Consider the following 24,684-nt stretch of genomic DNA (forward strand, 5'->3'; position numbering starts at 1 on the left):
TAATCCATAATATCGGAAATGAGAATCATTATCAATTAAAGAAGGTGAATATTTTGGCAAAATGGTTTTTTCCGAGTACCTTTTTACTATTTTTAGGGAATTGGATTGGTCAGATTGCACTCAACTGGTATGCTTATCAACTCAATGAAAACCCAATGGACCTTGCACTCATCAACTTCTTTAGACTTGCACCGATTTTCATTTTAAGTTTATGGGCAGGCAGTATTGCTGATCGTTACCGTCGTTCAACGCTGATTAAAATGACTGTGACCAGTTCGATGGTCATTACAGGTACTTTAACGGTATGTGTATTGTTCATGAATGACATACCCATGTTTTATTTATACATATATGCCTGTTTGCGCGGTTGTATGAGTGCCATTGAAACACCGGTGAGACAAGCTGTGCTACCCGACATCTCCGAAAGACTTTCTGTTTCTAAAGCTGTTTCATATCATTCCTTTTTGTTAAATGTTTGTCGCTCAATCGGACCTGCTGTGGCGGGCTTTATCATTGCAGTGTATGATGTGCCGATTGCATTTGTCGTACAAACGATTTGTTATGCACTTGCACTCGTTTCAAGCCTTCCGTTAAAATTGGCAGTCGTTAAACCTGTTAAAAACAAGCAATTTTCAATAGCTGTCGCGATGCAATATTTTAAACTGCATTTGCAAGGGAGAAGAATTTTTATGACGTCGCTACTCATCATGGCGATGGGTTATTCTTATACCACAATGTTACCGATTTTAACAGACGAGGTATATCCTAATAGCGCATCGGTATTTGGTACAGCGATGACAGTGAGTGCAATAGGTGGTATATTAGCAACGCTCACGATTCCTTATGTACTACAAAAATTTTCAACTGACAATTGTTATTATCTCAGTTCGATACTGTTTGGTATTGCGTTACTTTTATTATACCCTCTTGGCGAAATAGGCTTATTTTTAATGATCTTTTTCGTTGGGCTCTTTGGTCAGTTTGCACGAACGACGAATCGCATTTACTTTCAAAATGATGTTGAACAAGAGAGTAGAGGTAAAATTTTAAGCGTCATTATGATGGATAGAGGGATGATTCCACTTGGCGCAATGTTGCTCAGTTATTTTACAGAGTTGATTGGTATTACGACGACCTTTTTAGTTATGGGTGGCGCGACGACCATCATTGCAATTTTAGGCTTTTTAACAAATTTTAAGATGAATGGAGGCAAGACAGTTCATGACACTCACGCATAAACTGAATGCAGATCAAAATATTCAATATCGGATTCTCATCGCATGTATGAAAGAACAATTATTTCCTGAAAAAACACAACTTCAATTCAAACAAAATCAAGTCATGATTCAGTATCATCAACATGTGTTAGCAGTTCAATATGAGACGATAAGTACGTTATACCAACTCGAATTGAGCGGTCCTATTGTTTATCGTGTTGGCACGGAGGACGTCACGATTGAAACAGTAGAACAATTGATAGAGATTTTAGGCACGCATTTTGGCATAACGTTTCACGATCAATTGGTTGAAGAGTTGCTACATAGTCGTCTCGGTCTTGAACTGAGCTATCAACAGCTGCGTCAACGTGAACGTGTGATGCGGCATTCGTTAAAATTTTCACGCATGCCAGACACGCTGAACTTTATTGCATGGTTAAATCATATGAATGGTGATGAATTATTTTCAGTACTTGGTTACACGGAAGGTATGGTTTGGGAAGGGCACCCGTCACATCCATTAACGAAGACGAAATTGCCACTCAATGCAGAAGAAATTCAACAATATGCGCCAGAATTTATGAAAATCATTCCATTAAAAATGGTACTCGTACGTAAAGCGATATTAAAAAGTACAACAATGACTGGTGAAGAGGATTTCGTATTGAGAAAGATGTTCCCAGATAAAGAAAGTCAATTAAGACAATGGATGCAAACATATGAGGGGACGTTGGATGATTATCGGATTATACTCGTTCATCCATGGCAATATACCAATGTGATTACGACGCGGTTTAAAACCATGATTGCGCAACACGACGTTATTCCAACCCCATTTACAGTAGATTCGAAAGCGACATTATCATTTAGAACGATGCGCTTACTGCATTACCCATATCATGTGAAATTACCTGTTAACGTTCAAGCAACGAGTGCTGTGCGTACTGTTTCGACTGTGACGACGGTCGATGGTCCTAAACTCAGTTATCAATTACAAGACATGTTAGACATTTATCCGACCTTGACTGTTGCAAGTGAACCGTATGGCGCGCATATTGATGTGGAAGCAGATTTAGCACGTCAGTTTGCGATGATTGTGCGTCATTCTCCTGAAGTGCATACACATGACTATACGCAACTTGTGACAGCTGTTCTGACGCAAGTAAATCCTGTCGATGGCCAAGTCGTCGTCGATAGTTTGATTGAGTATCTATACGGGGACATGAATGGGGAAACGATACAGCAGTTTATGCGTCAATACATGGAAGCACTGATTCCGCCACTCATTGCGTATATTCAACAATACGGTATCGCGTTAGAAGCACATCAACAAAATACAATTCTGCAAATGGATAAAGAAAATGAGACACTGTCCTTTATTGTACGTGACTTAGGAGGTTCGCGGATTTATCCTGAAACATTAAAACAAACGGTCCCTGATTTTGAAATTACGAACGACAGCTTAGTGAGTGATAAGATTGAAGCAGTCATCGCAAAGTTTCAGCATGCAGTTATTCAAAATCAACTCGGTACTTTGATTCATCATTTCCATCATAAACATCAAATTGACGAAGCGACATTGTATACTATCGCAGCAGCAGAAATCGAGGCATCCATTGATCCAACACGTCCACATGCAGATGCGCTAAAACGTATTTTATTCGGTGAGAAGATGACCGTTAAAGCGTTACTTAATATGAGAATGGAACAAAAAGTAAAACAATACGTGCAAATAGACATAAAAAATCCTTTAGAAAGAGAGCTGTAGTTTATGCCTCAAATACACATTAATCTGAGTAAAATTAAATATAATGCGATGGTTTTACAGCACATGCTTGCAGAACAAGGGATACGTATGATTCCAGTGACGAAGTGTATGGGTGGCGATCCCAAAGTGCGTCAACAGTTTCGTGAAATGGGTTTTAACACTTTGGCTGAATCACGGTTAACAGCGATGATGACGAATGAACAACATCCCACTGAACACGATATGATGATTAAAGGGGCACTGCCAAATGAAATCCACGATGTTGTTCGCTATAGTCAAATCAGCATCCAAACAGAACTGGAGACGATTCGCGCGCTCAGTGACGAAGCGGTTGCACAAGGCGTAAAACATCATATTTATTTAATGGTCGATTGGAAAGACGGGCGAGAAGGTGCACTCACATATGAAGTTGTGCCACTCATTAAAGAAATTATTCGCTTAAAAGGGGTCTATTTAAAGGGACTGTCATTTAACTTCATGTGTTTCCGTCAAATTCCACCGACTGAAGAAGATATTGTGTATATCAATTATTTTATAGAATCAGTTGAACGAGACACAGGCGTGAAATTCAAGACGATTTCAGGTGGGAATTCGAGCATGTTGACACTAGCAATGTATGCGGATCTCGGACGTATTAATGAATTACGAATCGGTGAAGCACTATTTAGAGGCTATGAGACGGCTTATAACATGCGCTTGCCGTATTTATTTGATAATGCAGTGACATTAAGTGGGCGTATTTTAGAGATTAAACCGCGCTTAAACCTTGAAACACGTCAATCTTATATGCAAGCTTTAGTCGATATTGGACAGCTCGACACCGTTATTGCTGGTATTCAACCTGTAGATCATCAGCTTAAAATTGTCGGTCACTCTAGCGATACACTCATGATGAATCTAGGACTTGCAGATTATTATCAACTTGGCGACAAGATTGAGTTCCACTTAGATTATAGCGCGCTCGCACATAGCATGCATATGCAACATATTCCGAGAAGTTATGAAGAAGATTTGGGCATTGAGCAATTGGTAAGGGGATTTGTCGATATCAAAAAGAATAATTTTATCAAACAGTATTGACATTGAGAATCGTTATCAACTATTATTAAAATGTATTTGAAAAACATAGTTCAAAGGAGTGGCAGAATAGTGAAAACAAAGAAATGGTGGGGGATTGTCGCCCTAATTGCTGTAATGATCATTGTTGCAGCTTGTGGCAATGTAAGTGATACTGACAAGTCAAAAGAGAAGTCAGAAGGTACAAAAAGTGTTGAAATTAAGCACGACGGTGGCACAACTAAAATTGACAAAGAGCCTAAAAGAGTTGTCGCTTTAGAATATTCATTTGTGGATGCTTTAGTCGCATTAGGTGTGAAACCAGTGGGGATCGCGGATGATGGTAAAAAATCAAACCTTATCGATCCACTTCGCGATAAAGTGGGTGATTACAAATCAGTAGGTGCACGTAAACAACCTAACTTAGAAGTCATTAGTGAACTTAAACCTGATTTAATTATTGCGGATAATAACCGTCATAAAGGGAACTATGAGCAATTAAGTAAAATTGCACCAACTATTTTATTACCAAGTCTAGATTCTGACTACAAAGACAATATCGAAGCGTTCAAAACTATCGCCAAAGCATTATCTAAAGAAGATCAAGCTGACAAACGATTAAAAGAACATGAAGAAAAAATTGATAAGTACACGAAACAAGTTACAATGGATAAAGACAAAAAAGTTTTACCAGCTGTAATTTCTCAATCAGGTTTTTTAGCACACTCTGACAAATCATATGTTGGTCAATTTTTGCGTGACCTTGGTTTCAAAGAAGCATTAACTAAAGAAGTTGCAGATCAATTACCTGAATACTTAAACGCACCATACTTAAATATGAACTCAGAACAATTAGCTGAAGTGAACCCTGAGCGTATGTTTATTATGGTGAATGGCGAAAATGATCCATATTACGCTAAAATGAAAAAAGACCCAGTTTGGAGTCAAATCGAAGCGGTTAAAAATAATCGCGTTCATGTTGTTGATCGTCAAACATGGGCAAAATCAAGAGGATTAATCTCTTCAGAAGAAATTGCAAAAGAACTTGTTGAAATTTCTAAAAAGGAAAGCAACGACAAGTAGGAGTTCGATAGGGATAGAAAAATTAACGCATTAAGTGAGTTCGTTCAATGTACGATTCTAATGAGTTTACGTGCATGATAGATGAACGGGCTAAAATGTAAGTATCCCAAGCTCATGTCATTGAATATAAAAGGTGATTTGTTATGTCAAAGTTAAATACAAAATTAAATGATGAACATCACCAAAGAAGACGCACTACGCTTACGTTTATTGTAAGCGTGTGCTTTCTTATTTTTGCAGTTTATTTAAATCTTGCAATCGGTTCATCAAAAATTTCTTTTCAATCGATGTTAGATTATTTCTTTCATCTGAAAACAACAAAAGCAACATTTTTAATACATAACGTACGAATGCCAAGGATGATTGCAAGTGCGATGATTGGCGCCGCATTGGCTGTTGCAGGGGTACTAATGCAAGCGATTACACGCAATCCACTTGCTTCCCCACAAATTTTCGGTGTCAATGCGGGCGCTTCGTTTATAGTCGTCCTCATTACTGTTTTTCTCCCTGCATTAGCTGATAATACTGTAGTGTTTGCCTTTGTCGGTGCATTTATCGGAGGCTTTACCGTTTATACACTTGCTGATACGACTAAAGGAATGACGCCCGTAAAATTAGCACTTGCAGGGATGACGATCCACTTATTTTTCACAAGCTTAACGCAAGGTATCATATTGTTAAATGAAGATGCTACGACAACAGTGATGTTTTGGCTTGTCGGTGCGTTGCATACGATTAAATGGCCGCAAATATTCCAAGTTTTACCGTGGATCATCGGTGGACTTATCGCCGCACTGTTACTAGGGCGTCAACTTGCGATTTTAAATCTAGGGGATCAGTTGGCAACAGGTCTCGGCCAAAATACGAAACGCATTCGTGCCTTAGCTGGACTACTCGTCATCATTTTAGCAGGTGCGAGTGTGTCTATTGCAGGCCCTATAGGTTTCGTTGGTCTCATCGTGCCACATATCGTCAAACATTATTTGAACCGGAATTATTTTTTAATCATTACATTGTCTATGATTATGGGGGCTAATTTATTATTGATTTCTGACGTCATTAGCCGTTTAATTGCCTTTCCATTCGAATCACCAGTCGGCATCGTAACATCCTTTGTCGGCGCGTTATACTTCTTATGGATTACAATGAGAGGAGTGAAAACACGATGAATATTCATTTTGGTAGACGCTATAGTTTAATCATCGGACTTCTTATTGTGGGCGCCATCCTAAGTTTAAGTGCAGGTGCGGTTTGGATTTCACCGATTGCGGTAATAAAAGAAGTATGGTCAGGTGACAACTTTATATTAAGTGAATTTAGAGTACCCCGTATGTTACTCGGTATATTAGTCGGAGCGGCATTAGCGATTTCGGGTGCAGTCATTCAAGGTGTCATTCGAAATCCTCTTGCGTCACCGGATGTTATTGGGATTACGAAAGGGGCAAGTTTAGCGGCGGTTATTGTCATTATTGTGTTCCCGACTGCGCCTTTATTTGTGCTTCCAGTTGCTTCATTTATTGGGGCATTAGTCATCAGTCTCATTTTATCCCTGTTGATTAGTTGGCAGGGGATTAAAGGTTCACAACTGGCGCTGATCGGGATGGCAATTGGTGCTGTTGCGATGGCGTTAGTACAATACTTACTCATCCGTAACCCTATGGAAGCCAACATTGCACTTGTATGGTTAACCGGCAGTCTTTTCGGTCGTTCGATGGACCATGTGTTGACTATTTTACCTTGGCTGATTGTAGCGATTCCTGTCATTTTCTTATATGCGAGAAAGCTCGATATTTTACATTTAGGAGAAGAAGTTGCGACGGCGTTGGGTACGCATGTACAACGCACGAAAATGATTTTACTCTTCACATCCGTGATGTTGGCAGGTGCAGCAATTTCTGTAGTTGGTGGATTAAGCTTTTTAGGACTCATTGCGCCACACATTGCAAGAAGTCTTGTTGGTCACCAACACCGTCATATCGTTGCGATGTCAGGATTAGTAGGTGCATTATTAATGGTTATTGCGGATGGTTTGGCACGTATCATTGCACCGCCTATTGATATACCAGTCGGCGTGTTGATTGCGATTATTGGTGCACCATATTTCCTTTATGTGTTACGAAAAATGTAACGGATAAACTTGCAATAAAACCGTTTGTGTTTGATTGAATATTGCATATATATAGGAGATTTTGTATAATTTATATCAATTGTTGAACTGTCTGATACTAAGGGGAGAAGGCGGGAGGAAATGGAAGATTTGAATCAGAAAGAAAAAAATACAGGGAGATTGAAATTTATTGTTCTTTCACTCATTGGAATTGTGCTGTTTTTAATTCCACTCCCTGTGATAGAAGATGGGAAACGTACGACAACGTTACCTATTGCATTTTTAGCAAAACAATTTCAAGCGATACTCGGACCAGCGATTCCATGGATCATTTTGCTGATTATTATCGTTTCAGGGATTTTGACGATATTATGTAGTACCGTTTTAAAGCATCGTATACCGAAGAATAGCTTTAGAGCGAATGCATTTATTGTGACATGGCCATGGTTTGTCATTCGGATGCTGGCGATCATTATCGTTTGTATGACATTTTTAAACAAAGGATTTTCATGGGTATATTCAGAAGATACGGGAGGTCTTATTTTTACAGGATTGCTCCCAACGCTAGTCGCAGTATTCTTCTTTGCGGCAATCTTTTTACCATTATTGCTTGAATACGGTTTACTAGAGTTTTTAGGTCCGATTTTCAGACCTGTTATGCGACCGTTGTTTACACTTCCAGGACGTTCAACTGTAGACAACCTCGCATCATTTATCGGTGATGGCACAGTCGGCGTGATGATTACGAGCAAACAATATGATGAAGGGTATTATACACGACGAGAAGCTACAGTCATTGCGACGACGTTCAGTGTCGTTTCATTAACATTTGCGATTGTAATAGTAGAAACGATTGGCTTAATTCATCGTTTCGCACTTTTTTATGGGACAGTCGTGTTAGCCTGTTTCATCGCAGCACTCATTATGCCTAGAATTTGGCCTTTGCGCTATGTAGAAGACCGTTATTCAGATGGTGCAACAGCTGAAGAAAGACCAGAAAAGCAATACAGTTACAAAGAATCATTCCGTCGAGGTTATGAAGATGCACTGTTGACAGCATATCGTGCGCCTGGATTTAAACAATACATGGTTACAGCCTTTAAAACGGTGATGGACATGTGGCTTGTCGTCATTCCTGTCGTGATGACTGTCGGTACATTAGCAACTATTTTGGCGACGTACACACCGATATTCACATGGATTGGATTACCATTTGTACCGCTTTTAGAGCTGTTACAAGTACCAGAAGCACAAGCGGCCTCTGAAACAATGATTATCGGCTTTGCGGACATGTTTTTACCATCTATCTTAATCGAAAGTGTCGAAAATTCAATGACACAATTCATTGTCGGTGTATTAAGTGTCTGTCAATTGATTTATTTATCAGAAGTCGGTGGCGTTATTTTAGGATCAAAAATTCCAGTTGGATTAGGAAAACTTTTTGCAATCTTTTTAATCCGTACATTGATTACGTTACCAATTATTGTGTTAGTGGCACATTTATTTTTCTAAAACAAAGCGCAATCAAAAGAAAACAGGCGAGGACACAACCTTTGCAAATTTTTCTATTGGTATTGATGTGATTGCCCTTTTGAATTCGCGTTCCCAAGGGATTTGTCTTAACTAAATTTGGTTCGATTAAAGTGTACATAGGGTGGGAGCCAAATTGGATTTTCGTCAGTGAGTTGAAGGACCCACCCATAGGAAAGCCATGATGTCAATCACAAACCACAAGTTATGGGGAGGGCAATTAGAACAAACATAATGCATCAATCGCATCAAAAATTTTTTATGTCCCATCCCCGTTTCCTACGATTTGTCAAGGGTTCAATAATTAAAATTGACATTACTGAACTAGACCGTCCAATTTTTACTTTTTTGAATAAGGTGTTATGATGTATATGATTATATGGTTGCGTTAGTGTGGTGCTTTCTGATAATCATATAATTTATTATTGACTATCAAGTAGTGAATGGTCTTTAATAAGCGATTGATACTCGCTATTACGGCAGTCTTGTGGGTTTTCCCATGAGGCTGCTCTCTTAATTTATAATAATAATCCACAATATGGCTTTGATAATGATTTCTTCCCCTAATAATGTTCATAATGATTAAGTACAATAAACGTCTTGCTTTTTTATTTCCTCTTTTGTTGATCGTATCCCTACTTTTTGAAGTTCCTGATTGATACCGTTTAATATCAATACCTACAAATGCATTCAATTGTTTATTTGTTTTAAATTCTCTAATATTACCAAGTTCCCCAATAAGCAATGCACCTGTGAGTTCTCCGATGCCAGGAATTGAAATAATGTTTTCAAACTCAGTTGTATTTTTAGCTAAGTCAATCATTTCCTGATCAAATTCTTTCATTTCTTCTATCCCAATAAGCAGTTTGTCGCATAAGTATTGGACTTTTTGTAGGAGGAAAGAAGACTTGTCCACATTCGGAAAACTATTATTCTTGATCTCAATTAATTTTTGGACATACTTGTGAGCTTTATTAACTGAAATGCCTTTATCAGTTGAATGAAGTACTTTTTCCACCAATTCATCATGAGTCAAAGTACTTACAAAATCAGGATGAGGAAATGCTTTAGCTATATTTAATGCGATTTTTGAATATCTGTTAGTAAATAGCTTTTCTAACCCTGGAAATGTTTGATGTAGTGTTTCGACTAACTCAACTTTGAGACGATTTTGGTTTATCTCCATTTCTAAGTGAAAGCGCGCACGTTCTCTCAGTTCAAAGTATATCTCTTCAGACTGACGTTGTACCTTTGAATCTTTCATTCTAAAGGCAAGAAGTGCAAGTTTATGTGCGTCTGACTTATCTGTTTTCCATGATCTTAATGAGCTCGTTTTGAACTTGGCTTCTAGGGGATTCATTTCTAAGTAATCTATTTTGTGAATTTCACAAAAGCGTTTCATGCCTCTTGAATAAATACCTGTTGATTCAAAGAGGATAAATAGAGAATCAAGATGCTTGATGTAATTTTTAAGATAACGATAGCCATTTTGATTATTTTGAATGACCATTTCTTTAACCAAAACTTCATCCTTATAATGTGCGACCACACTTTCTGACTTACTTATATCAATACCTAAACAGTTGATAAAAATCATACCTTTCTTTATTGAATTGAGAAATCTTTAACTTTACTTAGCCTTTTTCATTTCATTTTCCTATACACGGTTTCTAGAACCCAACATACTTCAATCGAATTTCAAAAGGAGAGTAAAGCTGATCAGTTTTTTTACGGATTCAAAGATCCACGGGACTGCGCGATCTACTTCTCTCTACAACTATAAAAAATAGCTGTGAAGAAATCTATCGTCATAAATTTCTTCACAGCTAATCTTAGTATGTTTTAAATTTTTGTGCCAAACTCAATCGTTTTTATTGAATGATTGGGTATTGATAAATGTTGCTAATAAAAAGGAAACAGGTTACGGGTTTTTAATTCCCAACTTGTTTCCTTTTTGTATGATTCCTTATTCATATAAACACGTAAAAAAATGGGACAGCGTGAGCCATCCCATTTCATAACTTTAAGTATTACTTCGTCACTTCATTGTATACTTTTTTATCATTAAACGTATAAATAATGTATTGTTGTTTGTTTGTGTCGATAATCACACGGTTTGTTTTACCAAATGTAGAACCAATACGATAAACTTTTTTTGCATCTACTTCAGGTACTGCATGAATATCTTGATCTTCACTCACATTTAGGATTTCGTCATTAGGAATGTGAATATCTGCTACTCTCCATTGAATATGAATTTCTTCTTCATTTTTCTTTACTGTCATTGCCATTACAAAACACATCCTTTATTTCTATTTGTAGATTCATTGTAACTGATTGAAACCGCTTTTTCAAATAAAATGAGTTACAGAAAGTTAAATGTGTCATACTATTTGAGGATTGATGGGATATACGAAAATATGTTCGTGTTTTTGTACGTTTTATGGTATAATCCACACATCAATAGAAAGGTGGTTAACATGACCGGCAAAACACACTCTGCTGCAGGTATTCTTATTGGAGCTGCAGTGGGCATACATTTCCAATTAGATATTTTTGAAATGGCCACATGCATTGTTGTATCTGGTTTAGCGAGTATTTTTCCTGACATATGCCATACGCGGAGTAAGATTGGACAACGGCTGCCTATCATCAGTCTGATTATCAAACATCTGTTTGGCCATCGTACTTTTACACATTCTTTACTCTTTATGCTCGTGGTTTACTATGCATTACATATGATTGAAACACCAATTTACTATATGATTGGTATAATTTGTGGTATGCTTTCACATGTGATATTAGATATGTTAACACCGAGAGGCGTACATTTATTTTTTCCGATACCGATTCGCATACGTTTCCCAATTCACTTTAAAACAGGTGGTACTATAGATTTATCACTTGCGACTACTTTTAGTTTTGTCACATTGTATTTGTTGTTTGAGTCGACAATGAAACAAATTTTAAATTACTTTTTGCAATAGTGATTAAATTATATGAAGTGATGTGTTAATGAAATTGAGTCACAGCTTTATTAAAGGAGCGTACAATTTATTATGTTAGAAAGCCATAAACTTGAAAAATATAATCAATCACATTTAACAGAATATGAAAAGCTTATGAGTACGAACGAGAAAGAGCGACTGAACGACAAAATTGCTCAACTAGATTTAGGAGAAATTCAATCACTCTATCAGCAAGTTTATGTGAACCGTCAAACGATTGATGATGTTTCAGACGTCCAAGAAGTGAACTATGAAACAACTGCACATATGACGGACGAAACGATAGAATTTTATCGGCAACTCGGTTTACAAGCCATTCAAGAAGGTCAATTCGCTGTATTGTTAATGGCGGGCGGTCAAGGAACACGTTTAGGTTATAAAGGGCCTAAAGGTTCATTTGAAATTGAAGGTGTGAGCTTGTTTGAATTGCAAGCACGCCAATTAAAGGCTTTAAAAGAAAAAACAGGTCATTTTGTCGATTGGTACATTATGACAAGTGATATTAATGATGAGGCTACACGTGCATTTTTTCAAGAGCATAATCATTTCGATTATAATGCTGAACATATTTACTTTTTTAAACAAGACAATATCGTGGCGTTAAATGAACAAGGACAATTGATATTAGATAAAAACGGTAGCATTATGGAAACACCGAATGGTAATGGTGGTATTTTCAAATCGTTGAAAAAGGCGGGTTACCTTGATCAAATGGCTGAACGTCATAATGAGTATATTTTCGTGAATAATATTGATAATGTTCTTGTCAAAGTATTGGATCCATTATTCGCTGGTTTCACTGTACATCACCATAAAGATGTGACGTCTAAATCTATTGCACCACTTGTAGGCGAGAAGGTAGGCCGTCTAGCAGTTCGAAGTGGTAAAGACACAGTGTTAGAATATTCAGAGCTTGATCCTGAAGTAGCGAATCAATTTAACAATGCCAATATCGGTATTCATGCGTTTCGTCGCACATTTATTGAAAATGCAGTAGACAAATCACTTCCTTATCATCTTGCTATTAAAGAGCTTGAGCAATTAGATGAAGATTTTGGTGTTGTGAAAAAGCCGACATTAAAGTTTGAACTGTTTTATTTTGATATTTTTCAATACGCTACTTCATTTGTGACGCTACAAGTTGCTCGAGATGAGGAATTTAGTCCGTTGAAAAATAAAGAAGGCCAAGACAGTATCGAAACTGCAACAAATGATTTGAAACGTATGAACATGATTGAATAGAGGTAATAATATGACCAAAAGTGCTACAAAGAAAAAAACGACGTTAGAAACATTTAAAGAAATGAGCCCTTTGTCTTTTGGAGAAGAAGTTGGTAATAGCGTCTCGCACGGTGTCGCAGCATTCATCATGTTATTGACCTTACCTTATGCGGCTGTATACAGTTATGCACATCACGGCGTATTGATGTCTGTCAGTGTGTCTGTATTTGTCATTAGCATCTTTTTGATGTTCATTTCATCAACGGTTTATCACACGATGCAACAAGCGTCTCCTCATAAATATGTGATGCGCATCATTGATCACAGTATGATTTATGTTGCAATCACTGGTACATATACGCCTGTCTCACTTGTACTCGTAGGTGGTTGGCTTGGTTGGTCCATTATGATTATCCTTTGGGGTACGACGATTTGGGGGATTTTATATAAAGCCATTGCAACGAAAGTGAATCCTAAGTTGAGCTTGATGATTTATCTCATTATGGGATGGGTCGGTGTGATTTACTTACCTATCATCATCAGCCAATCCAAATGGCTATTCTTTATTTTTATTTTATTAGGCGGTTTGGCTTATACGATAGGGGCATGGTTTTACGCACAAAAAAACAGACCATACTTTCATATGATCTGGCATATATTTATACTCATTGCTTCATTATTTCATTTCATAGGTATTTTATATTTTATGTAGGTGGGTGTTTGGATGAAGCCGCATTATAAGCTATTCATGTTTGCACTAATGGTTTTATTGCTGTTTCAAGTGTATTTCGCATATTATTACTTGTTGGGAGATGGGGCGTTAACAGCATCGCCACTCCTAGGTTTGGTATCATTAGGCTTAGGTATCCTCATTGTCATTATCATGATTTCTGTACACCGGCAACATAAAAAGAACATGTAATCATCATATAAAGAGACTGTTCCGAGACATCAATCGTTCGTGTAGCGAGGATTGATGACACTATAACAGTCTCTTGTCTTGTATAGATAGTAAATGATGTTTTAAGAAAAGGAACATCGGAAAATTTTGACCTTAATTTATTCATAGACTTATGATTCATTAATGATTATAAAACAGTTGGAAAATGAGAGTGAATGGGATACAAAAATGGATTCTATTGCTTTCTTTAATACATAAAGTTTGATTTTATCGCTTATCAAATTCACAATAAGTAGAGATAATGAAAATGAACGGTTTTAAACTTTACATAAAAGCAAGGTGTTAAATATTCGTCCAATGTGCTGTGATGGACGAATGTGTGAGTCTTACGCTTCATCTTGATGTGAACGGTCTCTTTATTGAAAGATGAGAGCGTTTGAAAGCATTTTTTTCATTTTCAGCTGAGTTGAACTTTTTAATAGGGCAAAGGTGATTAAATTGCGATGTTAAGATAGGTTTACTTCACAAACCTTATGTCTGCAATAATAAATATTTTATGGAAAGGTAGAAAAGTATGAATTTAAAGCGAGTTAGTATTATTTGCTCACTAGTCTTAACCATGTTTATGGCAGCTATCGAAACGTCGATTGTGTCGTTAGCGTTACCGACGATGCGTGCTGATCTACATGCAACACAGCCCATTTCACTCGTGTTTACAGTGTATTTTGTAGGAATTGTGTTATCTATTCCTATTTTAAGTGAATTAATGTCACGGATTAAAATCATCTATGTGACGATGTTAGGACTAATTTTATTTTTAGTCGGTAGTTTTTTATCAGGGATGAGTTCCCATTTTGAAATGCTCGTGTTTGCCCGCTTACTTCAAGGTGTCGGCGCTGGGGTAAACATGTCATTAGTACAAATCGTCCCGAAACTCGCATTTGAGATTCCATTTCGTTATAAAGTGATGGGGATTGTCGGCAGTGTCTGGGGCATCTCGAGTATTCTCGGACCATTTCTCGGTGGCTTTATTTTAGAAGTTTCTTCATGGCATTGGCTATTTTACATTAATATTCCTATTGCTGTCGTCGTGATGGTGCTTGTGTTAACTTCATATCATTTTGAAAGTGAATCAACGTCTAAACATAAAGTTGATTTTGTCGGCATGGGCTTATTTTATGTGTTACTAGCATTACTCATGGCGAGTGTGCTCATCACAGGTCATATTTGGATGAATGTCGTTTGCTTAGTTTTATTTGTCATCTTTTTTGGCGTCACAATCAAGCGTTCAAAAAAAGTGTCATTGTCCTTTATTCCAACGAAAGAATTTGGCTCTAAAGTACGTTTAGCATTTTTTACTGATTTTTTCATTGCAGTAACGTTAATTGGCTTTAATGTCTTTATTCCATCTTATTTACAAGATCATTTAGGTTTAACCCCGTTGCAAAGTGGACTTATCATTTTCCCTCTGTCAATCGGCTGGTTGTTGATTAACTTCACTTTAGAAAAAATTGAAGCGAACCGTACTGTTCGAGGTTTATATTTGCTCGCAATAGGTATTTTAATTGTAGGAAGTATCAGTGTATTGATTGGTGCATTTCATCCTATCGTTGTTGCTGTGACATTGTTCTTTTTGGGTATGAGCTTTGGGACGGCTTATACGAAAGATAGTGTGATGGTACAAGAAGAAACATCTCCAGAAAGTATGAAAAAGATGATGTCACTCTTTACACTGACTCGTAATATGGGGAATTCGATTGGATCAGCAATTATTGGATACATTTATGCGATGGATGTGGTTATCTTTAAAACGAGCATCCAAAATGTTATGGTATTTTGTATCATAGTATTAGTAGGTTTGTGGGTAGTTTGGTTTACACGTAAAGATAAAAGTTTAAGTACAGTTTCTGATAAATAATTAAAGATATGGGGAGGTTTGATTGGTGAAAGGTAAGTTTAATTTGTTTAACTTTGTCACTTTGTTAATCATCCTCTCCATTTTTGTCATTTCTGGTGCTATCTTTTTAACGTTACTCGGTTTTGGCTTATTCGGCTTAAGTCGCTTACTGATCTACTTTCGCCTTGGCATGTTTACTTATAATGAAGGATTTTATGACAATTTAATTTATTACGGCAGCTATATTATCCTCGGTTACTTTGTGATTTTTGGTGTCGAGTATTTGATGGACTGGCTCCAAAAGAAATTATATCCGAACCCTTACCTCGAGGGTTTCACATTTCATTTGATTTCGTATGCGATGATGATTACAATGTTTTATTTTGTGATTCATATTCATTATCAATATATTCAAATCGACTATTGGGTGTTGATGTTAATCATTGCGTTTCTCTACATTTGTAAAGAAGTATTTTATCCAGATGCTGAGAATTTAAATCGAAAATAAGAGTTGTCATGTCGCGCTTTTAAAGAGAAATCAAAAACTTTGCCAAGCTAACTTTTTGGTCGTAAAATAAACCATTGGTATAGAAATGTAAGAGGAGGAAAGTGTATGCACAGAGGTGTTCATGTAGATAAAACACAAAGAAATATCATCGTTGCTGTTATTTTGATCAGTGCCTTTATTGCAATTTTAAACCAAACATTATTGAATACTGCACTTCCTAGTATTATGAGAGGTCTGGACATTCATGAAAGCACTTCTCAATGGTTAGTTACAGGGTTTATGCTAGTGAATGGTATTATGATTCCATTAACGGCATATTTAATGGATAGAGTACCTACAAGAACGTTGTATTTAACAGCGATGGGGACTTTTGTTGTCGGTTCTATCACTGCTGCGTTAGCGCCGTCATTCTCAATATTGATGACTGCACGTGTCATTCAAGCGTTGGGGGCAGGTGTGATTATGCCGCTCAGTCAGTTTACGCTATTTACGTTATTTCCCAAAAATCAACGGGGATTTGCAATGGGATTATCAGGGCTTGTCATTCAGTTCGCTCCAGCCATTGGACCTACATTGTCGGGGGTACTCGTTGACAATTATTCATGGCGTTCACCGTTATTCGTTGTGGTAGTTGTTTCAATTATCGGCTTGATTTTCGGTTGGCGTTATATGCGTAACTTTAGTGATACAAAAGAAGTTGTTCTAGATAAAGCATCTGTTGTCCTCTCAACACTCGGTTTTGGTATTATGTTGTACGGCTTTAGTATTGCAGGTGCGCGTGGGTTCGATGATTTAATCGTATTGATCAGTTTGATTGTTGGTATTGCTATTGTGGCTTTATTTATTATCCGTCAAATACGTATTGACAACCCCATACTCAGATTATCTGCTTTTCGTACAAGAACATTCACATTAACGTCCATTTCATCTATGATTGTCTTTACGTCAATGGTTGGTCCAGCGTTGTTAATTCCAATTTATATTCAAAATTCACTCGGTCTATCAGCGTTACTATCAGGACTTGTTGTATTACCTGGTGCGGTCATTAACGGTGTCATGTCGGTCGTGAACGGTCGTTTATATGATAAAGTAGGTGCGAGAGTACTTGTCATTCCAGGATTTGCATTACTCTTGATTACGACATTGATGATGGCTCAATTGACAGCACATACATCTTATACGTATGTGATTATCATCTTTACGATTCGTTTATTCTCAGTGTCGTTATTGATGATGCCGCTCAACACAGCTGGAATTAACTCATTACCAAATGATATGGTGTCACATGGTACAGCAATCATGAATACGTTACGAACAATTTCAGGATCTATGGGCACGGCGCTGATGGTTACATTAATGAGCTTAGGAGCAGGACTTTATCAACCAGATGCGTCTGTATCAAAAACAATGATTCAACGTGAAGCAATGGCACACGGTGTCGATCTAGCATTTTACGTTACTTCAGGCTTCTTATTAATCGGGTTTATTCTCAGTTTCTTTATTCACGATAGAGGGAAAAAAGAACGTGGTAATCAACGCCACGTCGTACGATAATGTGATGATAAAAGATAAAAGATGAAACATCAAACAGCATGACGTTGTTTGATGTTTTTTTATGCATACATGGAGGCTGAGTGAATTAATAAACATTGAACATATTAGATTTCATATTCAAAATGAAGCAAAAATTATGATGAGGAAGCGAACTAAAATAAAGACAATGAGTATGACTAAACACTTGTATTTGTAAAAAGCTTGAACTGATGAGTGAGAAACGCAATTTTTATGGATAGGTGGAGTTTTTACCTTATGCAACAGTGTAAAAGTTTGTTAAAATGAGGAATAAAGCGTATACAAAAGGAGATGTTGGAAGTGTTAACAGTCGAACAGGTGAAACAACTTATTGGAGAAATTAACGATCCAATAATTAATGTACCTCTTAAAGAAACTGAAGGGGTTGTAGAGGTGACCATCAAAGAAGAAAAAGCACATGTTAGCGTCAAAGTTGCAATGGCTCAATTGGGAGGACAGCCACAACTTGAATTACAAATGGCGATTGTGGAAAAACTAAAAGAAAATGGTGCGAAAACAGTAGGCATTCGTTTTGAAACCCTTCCTGAAGAAAAGGTAAAACAATATGCAGGGGCGCAACAACAAGAAGAACAAACAATTGAAGGTGCGCTAGCGAAAGGGAATCATTTAGAATTTATTGCCATTGCTTCTGGTAAAGGTGGCGTTGGGAAATCAACAGTCGCAGTCAATTTAGCAGTCTCATTAGCACGAGAAGGGAAACGTGTCGGTTTAATTGATGCGGATATTTACGGGTTCAGTGTACCGGACATGATGGGGATTGATGAAAAGCCAGGTATCGAAGGTAAAACAGTCATCCCTGTTGAGCGTCACGGTGTTAAAGTGATTTCAATGGCATTCTTTGTTGAAGAGAATGCGCCTGTGATTTGGCGTGGTCCGATGTTAGGTAAAATGTTGACGAACTTTTTTACTGAAGTGAAATGGGGAGACTTAGATTACTTACTATTAGATTTACCGCCAGGCACAGGAGATGTGGCACTTGATGTACATACGATGTTGCCATCAAGTAAAGAAATTATCGTGACAACACCACATCCAACAGCGGCATTTGTAGCAGCGCGTGCAGGTGCAATGGCGAAACATACGGATCATTCCATTTTAGGTGTCATCGAGAACATGTCTTATTTTGAAAGTAAAGAAACAGGGAATAAAGAATACATTTTCGGTAAAGGCGGTGGTCAAAAGCTTGCTGATGAATTACAAAGTGACTTACTTGGTCAATTGCCATTAGAGCAACCGTCATGGAAACCTGTCGACTTTTCACCTTCAATATACCAACCAGAAGATCGTTTAGGACAGATTTATAAAGAGATCGCTCAGAAAATCATTGCTAAAACAAATCAATAAAGATTATTGCCGAGTAGGAAGGAGATGTTATGCCTTTTTACTCGGTATCATTTTAGGGGGGACATGAGTTAAAAAGTGGATAGATGAATAGGGTGTCCAAGCTTGAATTAAATTCCTGTAAAAAGTTTAAAAAAAGACTTGCATTTTCAGGTCGACCTGTATACAATATATTCTTGTGAGCGAAATAAAGCGCTCATTTAAAATAAGAAATAAAAAGTTTAAATTTCTTATTGACAACTTATCACAGTGGTGATAAGATGTAAAAGTCGTTAAAAACGGCAAACAAATTTAATTCAAAAATATTTCAATGGTGTAAAATTTACTATTGCAAATGTTGAGGATTGAGTTTAGAATAATAAAGGTCTTGTTAATTAAGTGAAGATATAGTAAACTTGATTAACAAACGTAGTGAACATTGAAAACTGAATGACAATATGTCAACGTTAATTCCAATAATTTGAGTACTTCAAAAGTACTTTCGAGAGTGATTGACTTAAACAATCAACGAGCTATATCAAGCTTACTTCTTTTATGGAGAGTTTGATCCTGGCTCAGGATGAACGCTGGCGGCGTGCCTAATACATGCAAGTCGAGCGAACAGATAAGGAGCTTGCTCCTTTGACGTTAGCGGCGGACGGGTGAGTAACACGTGGGTAACCTACCTATAAGACTGGAATAACTCCGGGAAACCGGGGCTAATGCCGGATAACATGTTGAACCGCATGGTTCTACAGTGAAAGACGGTCTTGCTGTCACTTATAGATGGACCCGCGCCGTATTAGCTAGTTGGTGGGGTAACGGCCTACCAAGGCGACGATACGTAGCCGACCTGAGAGGGTGATCGGCCACACTGGAACTGAGACACGGTCCAGACTCCTACGGGAGGCAGCAGTAGGGAATCTTCCGCAATGGGCGAAAGCCTGACGGAGCAACGCCGCGTGAGTGATGAAGGTCTTCGGATCGTAAAGCTCTGTTGTTAGGGAAGAACAAATGTGTAAGTAACTGTGCACATCTTGACGGTACCTAACCAGAAAGCCACGGCTAACTACGTGCCAGCAGCCGCGGTAATACGTAGGTGGCAAGCGTTATCCGGAATTATTGGGCGTAAAGCGCGCGTAGGCGGTTTTTTAAGTCTGATGTGAAAGCCCACGGCTCAACCGTGGAGGGTCATTGGAAACTGGAAAACTTGAGTGCAGAAGAGGAAAGTGGAATTCCATGTGTAGCGGTGAAATGCGCAGAGATATGGAGGAACACCAGTGGCGAAGGCGGCTTTCTGGTCTGCAACTGACGCTGATGTGCGAAAGCGTGGGGATCAAACAGGATTAGATACCCTGGTAGTCCACGCCGTAAACGATGAGTGCTAAGTGTTAGGGGGTTTCCGCCCCTTAGTGCTGCAGCTAACGCATTAAGCACTCCGCCTGGGGAGTACGGTCGCAAGACTGAAACTCAAAGGAATTGACGGGGACCCGCACAAGCGGTGGAGCATGTGGTTTAATTCGAAGCAACGCGAAGAACCTTACCAAATCTTGACATCCTTTGACCGCTCTAGAGATAGAGTTTTCCTCTTCGGAGGACAAAGTGACAGGTGGTGCATGGTTGTCGTCAGCTCGTGTCGTGAGATGTTGGGTTAAGTCCCGCAACGAGCGCAACCCTTGAACTTAGTTGCCATCATTCAGTTGGGCACTCTAAGTTGACTGCCGGTGACAAACCGGAGGAAGGTGGGGATGACGTCAAATCATCATGCCCCTTATGATTTGGGCTACACACGTGCTACAATGGACAATACAAAGGGCAGCGAAACCGCGAGGTCAAGCAAATCCCATAAAGTTGTTCTCAGTTCGGATTGTAGTCTGCAACTCGACTACATGAAGCTGGAATCGCTAGTAATCGTAGATCAGCATGCTACGGTGAATACGTTCCCGGGTCTTGTACACACCGCCCGTCACACCACGAGAGTTTGTAACACCCGAAGCCGGTGGAGTAACCATTTTGGAGCTAGCCGTCGAAGGTGGGACAAATGATTGGGGTGAAGTCGTAACAAGGTAGCCGTATCGGAAGGTGCGGCTGGATCACCTCCTTTCTAAGGATAATATACGGAATATCACCATCAGGTGATAAGCGAATTAACGTGACATATTGTATTCAGTTTTGAATGCTCATTCATTGAGGATTCAGAATGAATTGTACATTGAAAACTAGATAAGTAAGTATAGATTTTACCAAGCAAAACCGAGTGACAAGCGTTTAAAAGCTTGAAACAAAAAATTATCGCTAGTCGTCAAATGACGACTCACATAATTAATAACTGGTGATTTTGGAAAAGATTGTATTTCGGTAGACGACATGATGTTTTGAAAACGTTTGTCAGTCTATGAATCACAAGCATGAGCGAAGGCGCTTACTGCACGTAAGTAACTGAGTGAATGTGAAGTGATGAAGCCGAATGCGAACGTTTGCCAAAATATCATATAGATTAAGTTATTAAGGGCGCACGGTGGATGCCTTGGCACTAGAAGCCGACGAAGGACGTTACTAACGACGATATGCTTTGGGGAGCTGTAAGTAAGCTTTGATCCAGAGATTTCCGAATGGGGAAACCCAGCACGAGTTATGTCGTGTTATCTGCATGTGAATACATAGCATGCAAGAAGGCAGACCCGGAGAACTGAAACATCTTAGTACCCGGAGGAAGAGAAAGAAAAATCGATTCCCTGAGTAGCGGCGAGCGAAACGGGAAGAGCCCAAACCAATAAGCTTGCTTATTGGGGTTGTAGGACACTCTGTACGGAGTTACAAAAGAATTTGTTAGACGAATAACCTGGAAAGGTTAATCAGAGAAGGTAATAATCCTGTAGTCGAAAGCGAATTCTCTCTTGAGTGGATCCTGAGTACGACGGAGCACGTGAAATTCCGTCGGAATCTGGGAGGACCATCTCCTAAGGCTAAATACTCTCTAGTGACCGATAGTGAACCAGTACCGTGAGGGAAAGGTGAAAAGTACCCCGGAAGGGGAGTGAAAGAGAACTTGAAACCGTGTGCTTACAAGTAGTCAGAGCCCGTTAATGGGTGATGGCGTGCCTTTTGTAGAATGAACCGGCGAGTTACGATCTGATGCAAGGTTAAGCAGAAAATGTGGAGCCGTAGCGAAAGCGAGTCTGAATAGGGCGAATGAGTATTTGGTCGTAGACCCGAAACCAGGTGATCTACCCTTGGTCAGGTTGAAGTTCAGGTAACACTGAATGGAGGACCGAACCGACTTACGTTGAAAAGTGAGCGGATGAACTGAGGGTAGCGGAGAAATTCCAATCGAACTTGGAGATAGCTGGTTCTCTCCGAAATAGCTTTAGGGCTAGCCTCAAGTGATGATTATTGGAGGTAGAGCACTGTTTGGACGAGGGGCCCCTCTCGGGTTACCGAATTCAGACAAACTCCGAATGCCAAATAATTTAACTTGGGAGTCAGAATGTGGGTGATAAGGTCCATATTCGAAAGGGAAACAGCCCAGACCACCAGCTAAGGTCCCAAAATATATGTTAAGTGGAAAAGGATGTGGCGTTGCCCAGACAACTAGGATGTTGGCTTAGAAGCAGCCATCATTTAAAGAGTGCGTAATAGCTCACTAGTCGAGTGACACTGCGCCGAAAATGTACCGGGGCTAAACATATTACCGAAGCTGTGGATTGTCCTTTGGACAATGGTAGGAGAGCGTTCTAAGGGCGTTGAAGCATGATCGCAAGGACATGTGGAGCGCTTAGAAGTGAGAATGCCGGTGTGAGTAGCGAAAGACGGGTGAGAATCCCGTCCACCGATTGACTAAGGTTTCCAGAGGAAGGCTCGTCCGCTCTGGGTTAGTCGGGTCCTAAGCTGAGGCCGACAGGCGTAGGCGATGGATAACAGGTTGATATTCCTGTACCACCATTATTCGTTTTAAGCGATGGGGGGACGCAGTAGGATAGGCGAAGCGTGCTGTTGGAGTGCACGTCCAAGCAGTGAGATTGAGTGTTAGGCAAATCCGGCACTCTTAAGATTGAGCTGTGATGGGGAGAGGAACTTGTTCCTCGAGTCGTTGATTTCACACTGCCGAGAAAAGCCTCTAGCTAGAATAACGGTGCCCGTACCGCAAACCGACACAGGTAGTCAAGATGAGAATTCTAAGGTGAGCGAGCGAACTCTCGTTAAGGAACTCGGCAAAATGACCCCGTAACTTCGGGAGAAGGGGTGCTCTTTGAGGTTCACGCTTCGAAGAGCCGCAGTGAATAGGCCCAAGCGACTGTTTATCAAAAACACAGGTCTCTGCTAAACCGTAAGGTGACGTATAGGGGCTGACGCCTGCCCGGTGCTGGAAGGTTAAGAGGAGTGGTTAGCGCAAGCGAAGCTACGAATCGAAGCCCCAGTAAACGGCGGCCGTAACTATAACGGTCCTAAGGTAGCGAAATTCCTTGTCGGGTAAGTTCCGACCCGCACGAAAGGCGTAACGATTTGGGCACTGTCTCAACGAGAGACTCGGTGAAATCATAGTACCGGTGAAGATGCCGGTTACCCGCGACAGGACGGAAAGACCCCGTGGAGCTTTACTGTAGCCTGATATTGAAATTCGGTACAGTTTGTACAGGATAGGTAGGAGCCTTAGAAGCGTGAGCGCTAGCTTACGTGGAGGCATTGGTGGGATACTACCCTAATTGTATTGGATTTCTAACCCGCAGCACTTATCGTGCTGGGAGACAGTGTCAGGCGGGCAGTTTGACTGGGGCGGTCGCCTCCTAAAGAGTAACGGAGGCGCTCAAAGGTTCCCTCAGAATGGTTGGAAATCATTCATAGAGTGTAAAGGCATAAGGGAGCTTGACTGCGAGACCTACAAGTCGAGCAGGGTCGAAAGACGGACTTAGTGATCCGGTGGTTCCGCATGGAAGGGCCATCGCTCAACGGATAAAAGCTACCCCGGGGATAACAGGCTTATCTCCCCCAAGAGTTCACATCGACGGGGAGGTTTGGCACCTCGATGTCGGCTCATCGCATCCTGGGGCTGTAGTCGGTCCCAAGGGTTGGGCTGTTCGCCCATTAAAGCGGTACGCGAGCTGGGTTCAGAACGTCGTGAGACAGTTCGGTCCCTATCCGTCGTGGGCGTAGGAAATTTGAGAGGAGCTGTCCTTAGTACGAGAGGACCGGGATGGACATACCTCTGGTGTACCAGTTGTCGTGCCAACGGCATAGCTGGGTAGCTATGTATGGACGGGATAAGTGCTGAAAGCATCTAAGCATGAAGCCCCCCTCGAGATGAGATTTCCCAACTTCGGTTATAAGATCCCTCAAAGATGATGAGGTGAATAGGTTCGAGGTGGAAGCGTAGCGATACGTGGAGCTGACGAATACTAATCGATCGAAGACTTAATCAACATAATTGTTCATAAGGTAATGCTTGTGATAAATATACTTACTATCTAGTTTTGAATG

The 24,684-nt window shown here is 39.5% G+C and carries 17 protein-coding genes and 2 rRNA genes; 17 read left to right on the forward strand and 2 right to left on the reverse strand.

Annotated elements, in window-relative coordinates; all coding sequences use genetic code 11:
- The first annotated feature begins 53 nt into the window (after positions 1 to 53).
- The 7 genes from P3U61_RS03155 to P3U61_RS03185 all read left to right on the forward strand — a co-directional run bounded on the left by P3U61_RS03155 (position 54) and on the right by P3U61_RS03185 (position 8,743).
- Positions 54 to 1,238, forward strand: a complete 1,185-nt coding sequence (locus P3U61_RS03155) for an MFS transporter (protein WP_065520400.1) — start codon at positions 54 to 56, stop codon at positions 1,236 to 1,238.
- Positions 1,222 to 2,985 carry an IucA/IucC family protein gene (locus P3U61_RS03160; RefSeq protein ID WP_187525906.1) on the forward strand — a complete coding sequence of 588 codons (1,764 nt, stop codon included), beginning with the start codon at positions 1,222 to 1,224 and terminating at the stop codon, positions 2,983 to 2,985. Before P3U61_RS03155 ends, P3U61_RS03160 begins: the two co-directional genes overlap by 17 nt.
- A 3-nt stretch (positions 2,986 to 2,988) precedes the next feature.
- Entirely contained in the window at positions 2,989 to 4,065 is a 1,077-nt protein-coding gene (locus P3U61_RS03165; protein ID WP_015729484.1) for an alanine racemase, read from the forward strand.
- A 69-nt stretch (positions 4,066 to 4,134) separates the two neighbouring features.
- The gene (locus tag P3U61_RS03170; RefSeq protein WP_014613273.1) at positions 4,135 to 5,124 is read left to right on the forward strand and encodes an ABC transporter substrate-binding protein; all 990 of its coding nucleotides are present in this window, start codon (positions 4,135 to 4,137) and stop codon (positions 5,122 to 5,124) included.
- Positions 5,125 to 5,267: 143 nt separating this feature from the next.
- On the forward strand, positions 5,268 to 6,293 hold the full coding sequence (locus P3U61_RS03175; RefSeq protein WP_014613274.1) for a FecCD family ABC transporter permease: 1,026 nt from the start codon (positions 5,268 to 5,270) through the stop codon (positions 6,291 to 6,293).
- The gene (locus tag P3U61_RS03180; protein WP_014613275.1) at positions 6,290 to 7,252 is read left to right on the forward strand and encodes a FecCD family ABC transporter permease; all 963 of its coding nucleotides are present in this window, start codon (positions 6,290 to 6,292) and stop codon (positions 7,250 to 7,252) included. The genes P3U61_RS03175 and P3U61_RS03180 overlap by 4 nt, the downstream gene beginning before the upstream one ends.
- 120 nt (positions 7,253 to 7,372) lie before the next feature.
- The gene (locus P3U61_RS03185; protein ID WP_199613451.1) at positions 7,373 to 8,743 is read left to right on the forward strand and encodes a YjiH family protein; all 1,371 of its coding nucleotides are present in this window, start codon (positions 7,373 to 7,375) and stop codon (positions 8,741 to 8,743) included.
- Positions 8,744 to 9,149: 406 nt separating this feature from the next.
- On the opposite strand, the gene P3U61_RS03190 is transcribed toward P3U61_RS03185, so the two are convergent.
- Together P3U61_RS03190 and P3U61_RS03195 are read right to left on the reverse strand one after the other, a co-directional pair.
- Positions 9,150 to 10,349 (reverse strand): IS110 family RNA-guided transposase, encoded by a 1,200-nt coding sequence (locus P3U61_RS03190; protein WP_320327912.1) that lies wholly within the window; start codon positions 10,347 to 10,349, stop codon positions 9,150 to 9,152.
- A gap of 442 nt (positions 10,350 to 10,791) precedes the next feature.
- The gene (locus P3U61_RS03195; RefSeq protein WP_014613277.1) at positions 10,792 to 11,052 is read right to left on the reverse strand and encodes a SunI/YnzG family protein; all 261 of its coding nucleotides are present in this window, start codon (positions 11,050 to 11,052) and stop codon (positions 10,792 to 10,794) included.
- A gap of 189 nt (positions 11,053 to 11,241) precedes the next feature.
- On the opposite strand from P3U61_RS03195, the gene P3U61_RS03200 reads away from it, so the two are divergent.
- From P3U61_RS03200 to P3U61_RS03245, 10 genes are all read left to right on the forward strand, one after another.
- Positions 11,242 to 11,748, forward strand: a complete 507-nt coding sequence (locus P3U61_RS03200; RefSeq protein WP_015729479.1) for a metal-dependent hydrolase — start codon at positions 11,242 to 11,244, stop codon at positions 11,746 to 11,748.
- Positions 11,749 to 11,820: 72 nt separating this feature from the next.
- Complete coding sequence (locus tag P3U61_RS03205; protein WP_014613279.1) at positions 11,821 to 13,011, forward strand: UTP--glucose-1-phosphate uridylyltransferase; 1,191 nt, start codon at positions 11,821 to 11,823, stop codon at positions 13,009 to 13,011.
- Between the two features lie 10 nt (positions 13,012 to 13,021).
- Positions 13,022 to 13,702: a PAQR family membrane homeostasis protein TrhA gene (gene trhA / locus P3U61_RS03210; protein WP_014613280.1), complete on the forward strand. Its 681-nt coding sequence runs from the start codon at positions 13,022 to 13,024 to the stop codon at positions 13,700 to 13,702.
- Positions 13,703 to 13,714: 12 nt separating this feature from the next.
- The gene (locus tag P3U61_RS03215; RefSeq protein WP_020220309.1) at positions 13,715 to 13,912 is read left to right on the forward strand and encodes a hypothetical protein; all 198 of its coding nucleotides are present in this window, start codon (positions 13,715 to 13,717) and stop codon (positions 13,910 to 13,912) included.
- A 553-nt stretch (positions 13,913 to 14,465) separates the two neighbouring features.
- Positions 14,466 to 15,809, forward strand: a complete 1,344-nt coding sequence (gene sdrM / locus P3U61_RS03220) for a multidrug efflux MFS transporter SdrM (RefSeq protein ID WP_065520405.1) — start codon at positions 14,466 to 14,468, stop codon at positions 15,807 to 15,809.
- A gap of 25 nt (positions 15,810 to 15,834) precedes the next feature.
- Entirely contained in the window at positions 15,835 to 16,296 is a 462-nt protein-coding gene (locus tag P3U61_RS03225; RefSeq protein ID WP_014613283.1) for a SepA family multidrug efflux transporter, read from the forward strand.
- Between the two features lie 105 nt (positions 16,297 to 16,401).
- Positions 16,402 to 17,850 carry an MDR family MFS transporter gene (locus P3U61_RS03230; RefSeq protein ID WP_014613284.1) on the forward strand — a complete coding sequence of 483 codons (1,449 nt, stop codon included), beginning with the start codon at positions 16,402 to 16,404 and terminating at the stop codon, positions 17,848 to 17,850.
- A 318-nt stretch (positions 17,851 to 18,168) separates the two neighbouring features.
- Positions 18,169 to 19,233, forward strand: a complete 1,065-nt coding sequence (locus P3U61_RS03235; protein ID WP_020220310.1) for an Mrp/NBP35 family ATP-binding protein — start codon at positions 18,169 to 18,171, stop codon at positions 19,231 to 19,233.
- 528 nt (positions 19,234 to 19,761) lie between these two features.
- Positions 19,762 to 21,313: ribosomal RNA gene (locus tag P3U61_RS03240) — 16S ribosomal RNA — on the forward strand.
- A 391-nt stretch (positions 21,314 to 21,704) separates the two neighbouring features.
- Positions 21,705 to 24,626, forward strand: a 23S ribosomal RNA gene (locus P3U61_RS03245).
- Together the 16S and 23S rRNA genes form the textbook arrangement of a ribosomal RNA operon.
- The last annotated feature ends 58 nt before the right edge of the window (positions 24,627 to 24,684 follow it).

It is taken from the genome of Staphylococcus pseudintermedius (assembly GCF_034042775.1).
In the GTDB taxonomy this organism is placed as follows: Bacteria; Bacillota; Bacilli; order Staphylococcales; family Staphylococcaceae; genus Staphylococcus; species Staphylococcus pseudintermedius.

Excerpts from the sequence above, each read along its gene's own strand:
- P3U61_RS03200 (WP_015729479.1), top strand. The coding sequence starts at position 11,242 with ATGACCGGCAAAACACACTCTGCTGCAGGTATTCTTATTGGAGCTGCA.
- P3U61_RS03195 (WP_014613277.1), bottom strand. The coding sequence starts at position 11,052 with ATGGCAATGACAGTAAAGAAAAATGAAGAAGAAATTCATATTCAATGG.
- P3U61_RS03215 (WP_020220309.1), top strand. The coding sequence starts at position 13,715 with ATGAAGCCGCATTATAAGCTATTCATGTTTGCACTAATGGTTTTATTG.
- P3U61_RS03230 (WP_014613284.1), top strand. The coding sequence starts at position 16,402 with ATGCACAGAGGTGTTCATGTAGATAAAACACAAAGAAATATCATCGTT.
- P3U61_RS03185 (WP_199613451.1), top strand. The coding sequence starts at position 7,373 with ATGGAAGATTTGAATCAGAAAGAAAAAAATACAGGGAGATTGAAATTT.
- P3U61_RS03165 (WP_015729484.1), top strand. The coding sequence starts at position 2,989 with ATGCCTCAAATACACATTAATCTGAGTAAAATTAAATATAATGCGATG.
- trhA (WP_014613280.1), top strand. The coding sequence starts at position 13,022 with ATGACCAAAAGTGCTACAAAGAAAAAAACGACGTTAGAAACATTTAAA.
- P3U61_RS03160 (WP_187525906.1), top strand. The coding sequence starts at position 1,222 with ATGACACTCACGCATAAACTGAATGCAGATCAAAATATTCAATATCGG.
- sdrM (WP_065520405.1), top strand. The coding sequence starts at position 14,466 with ATGAATTTAAAGCGAGTTAGTATTATTTGCTCACTAGTCTTAACCATG.
- P3U61_RS03175 (WP_014613274.1), top strand. The coding sequence starts at position 5,268 with ATGTCAAAGTTAAATACAAAATTAAATGATGAACATCACCAAAGAAGA.
- P3U61_RS03205 (WP_014613279.1), top strand. The coding sequence starts at position 11,821 with ATGTTAGAAAGCCATAAACTTGAAAAATATAATCAATCACATTTAACA.
- P3U61_RS03180 (WP_014613275.1), top strand. The coding sequence starts at position 6,290 with ATGAATATTCATTTTGGTAGACGCTATAGTTTAATCATCGGACTTCTT.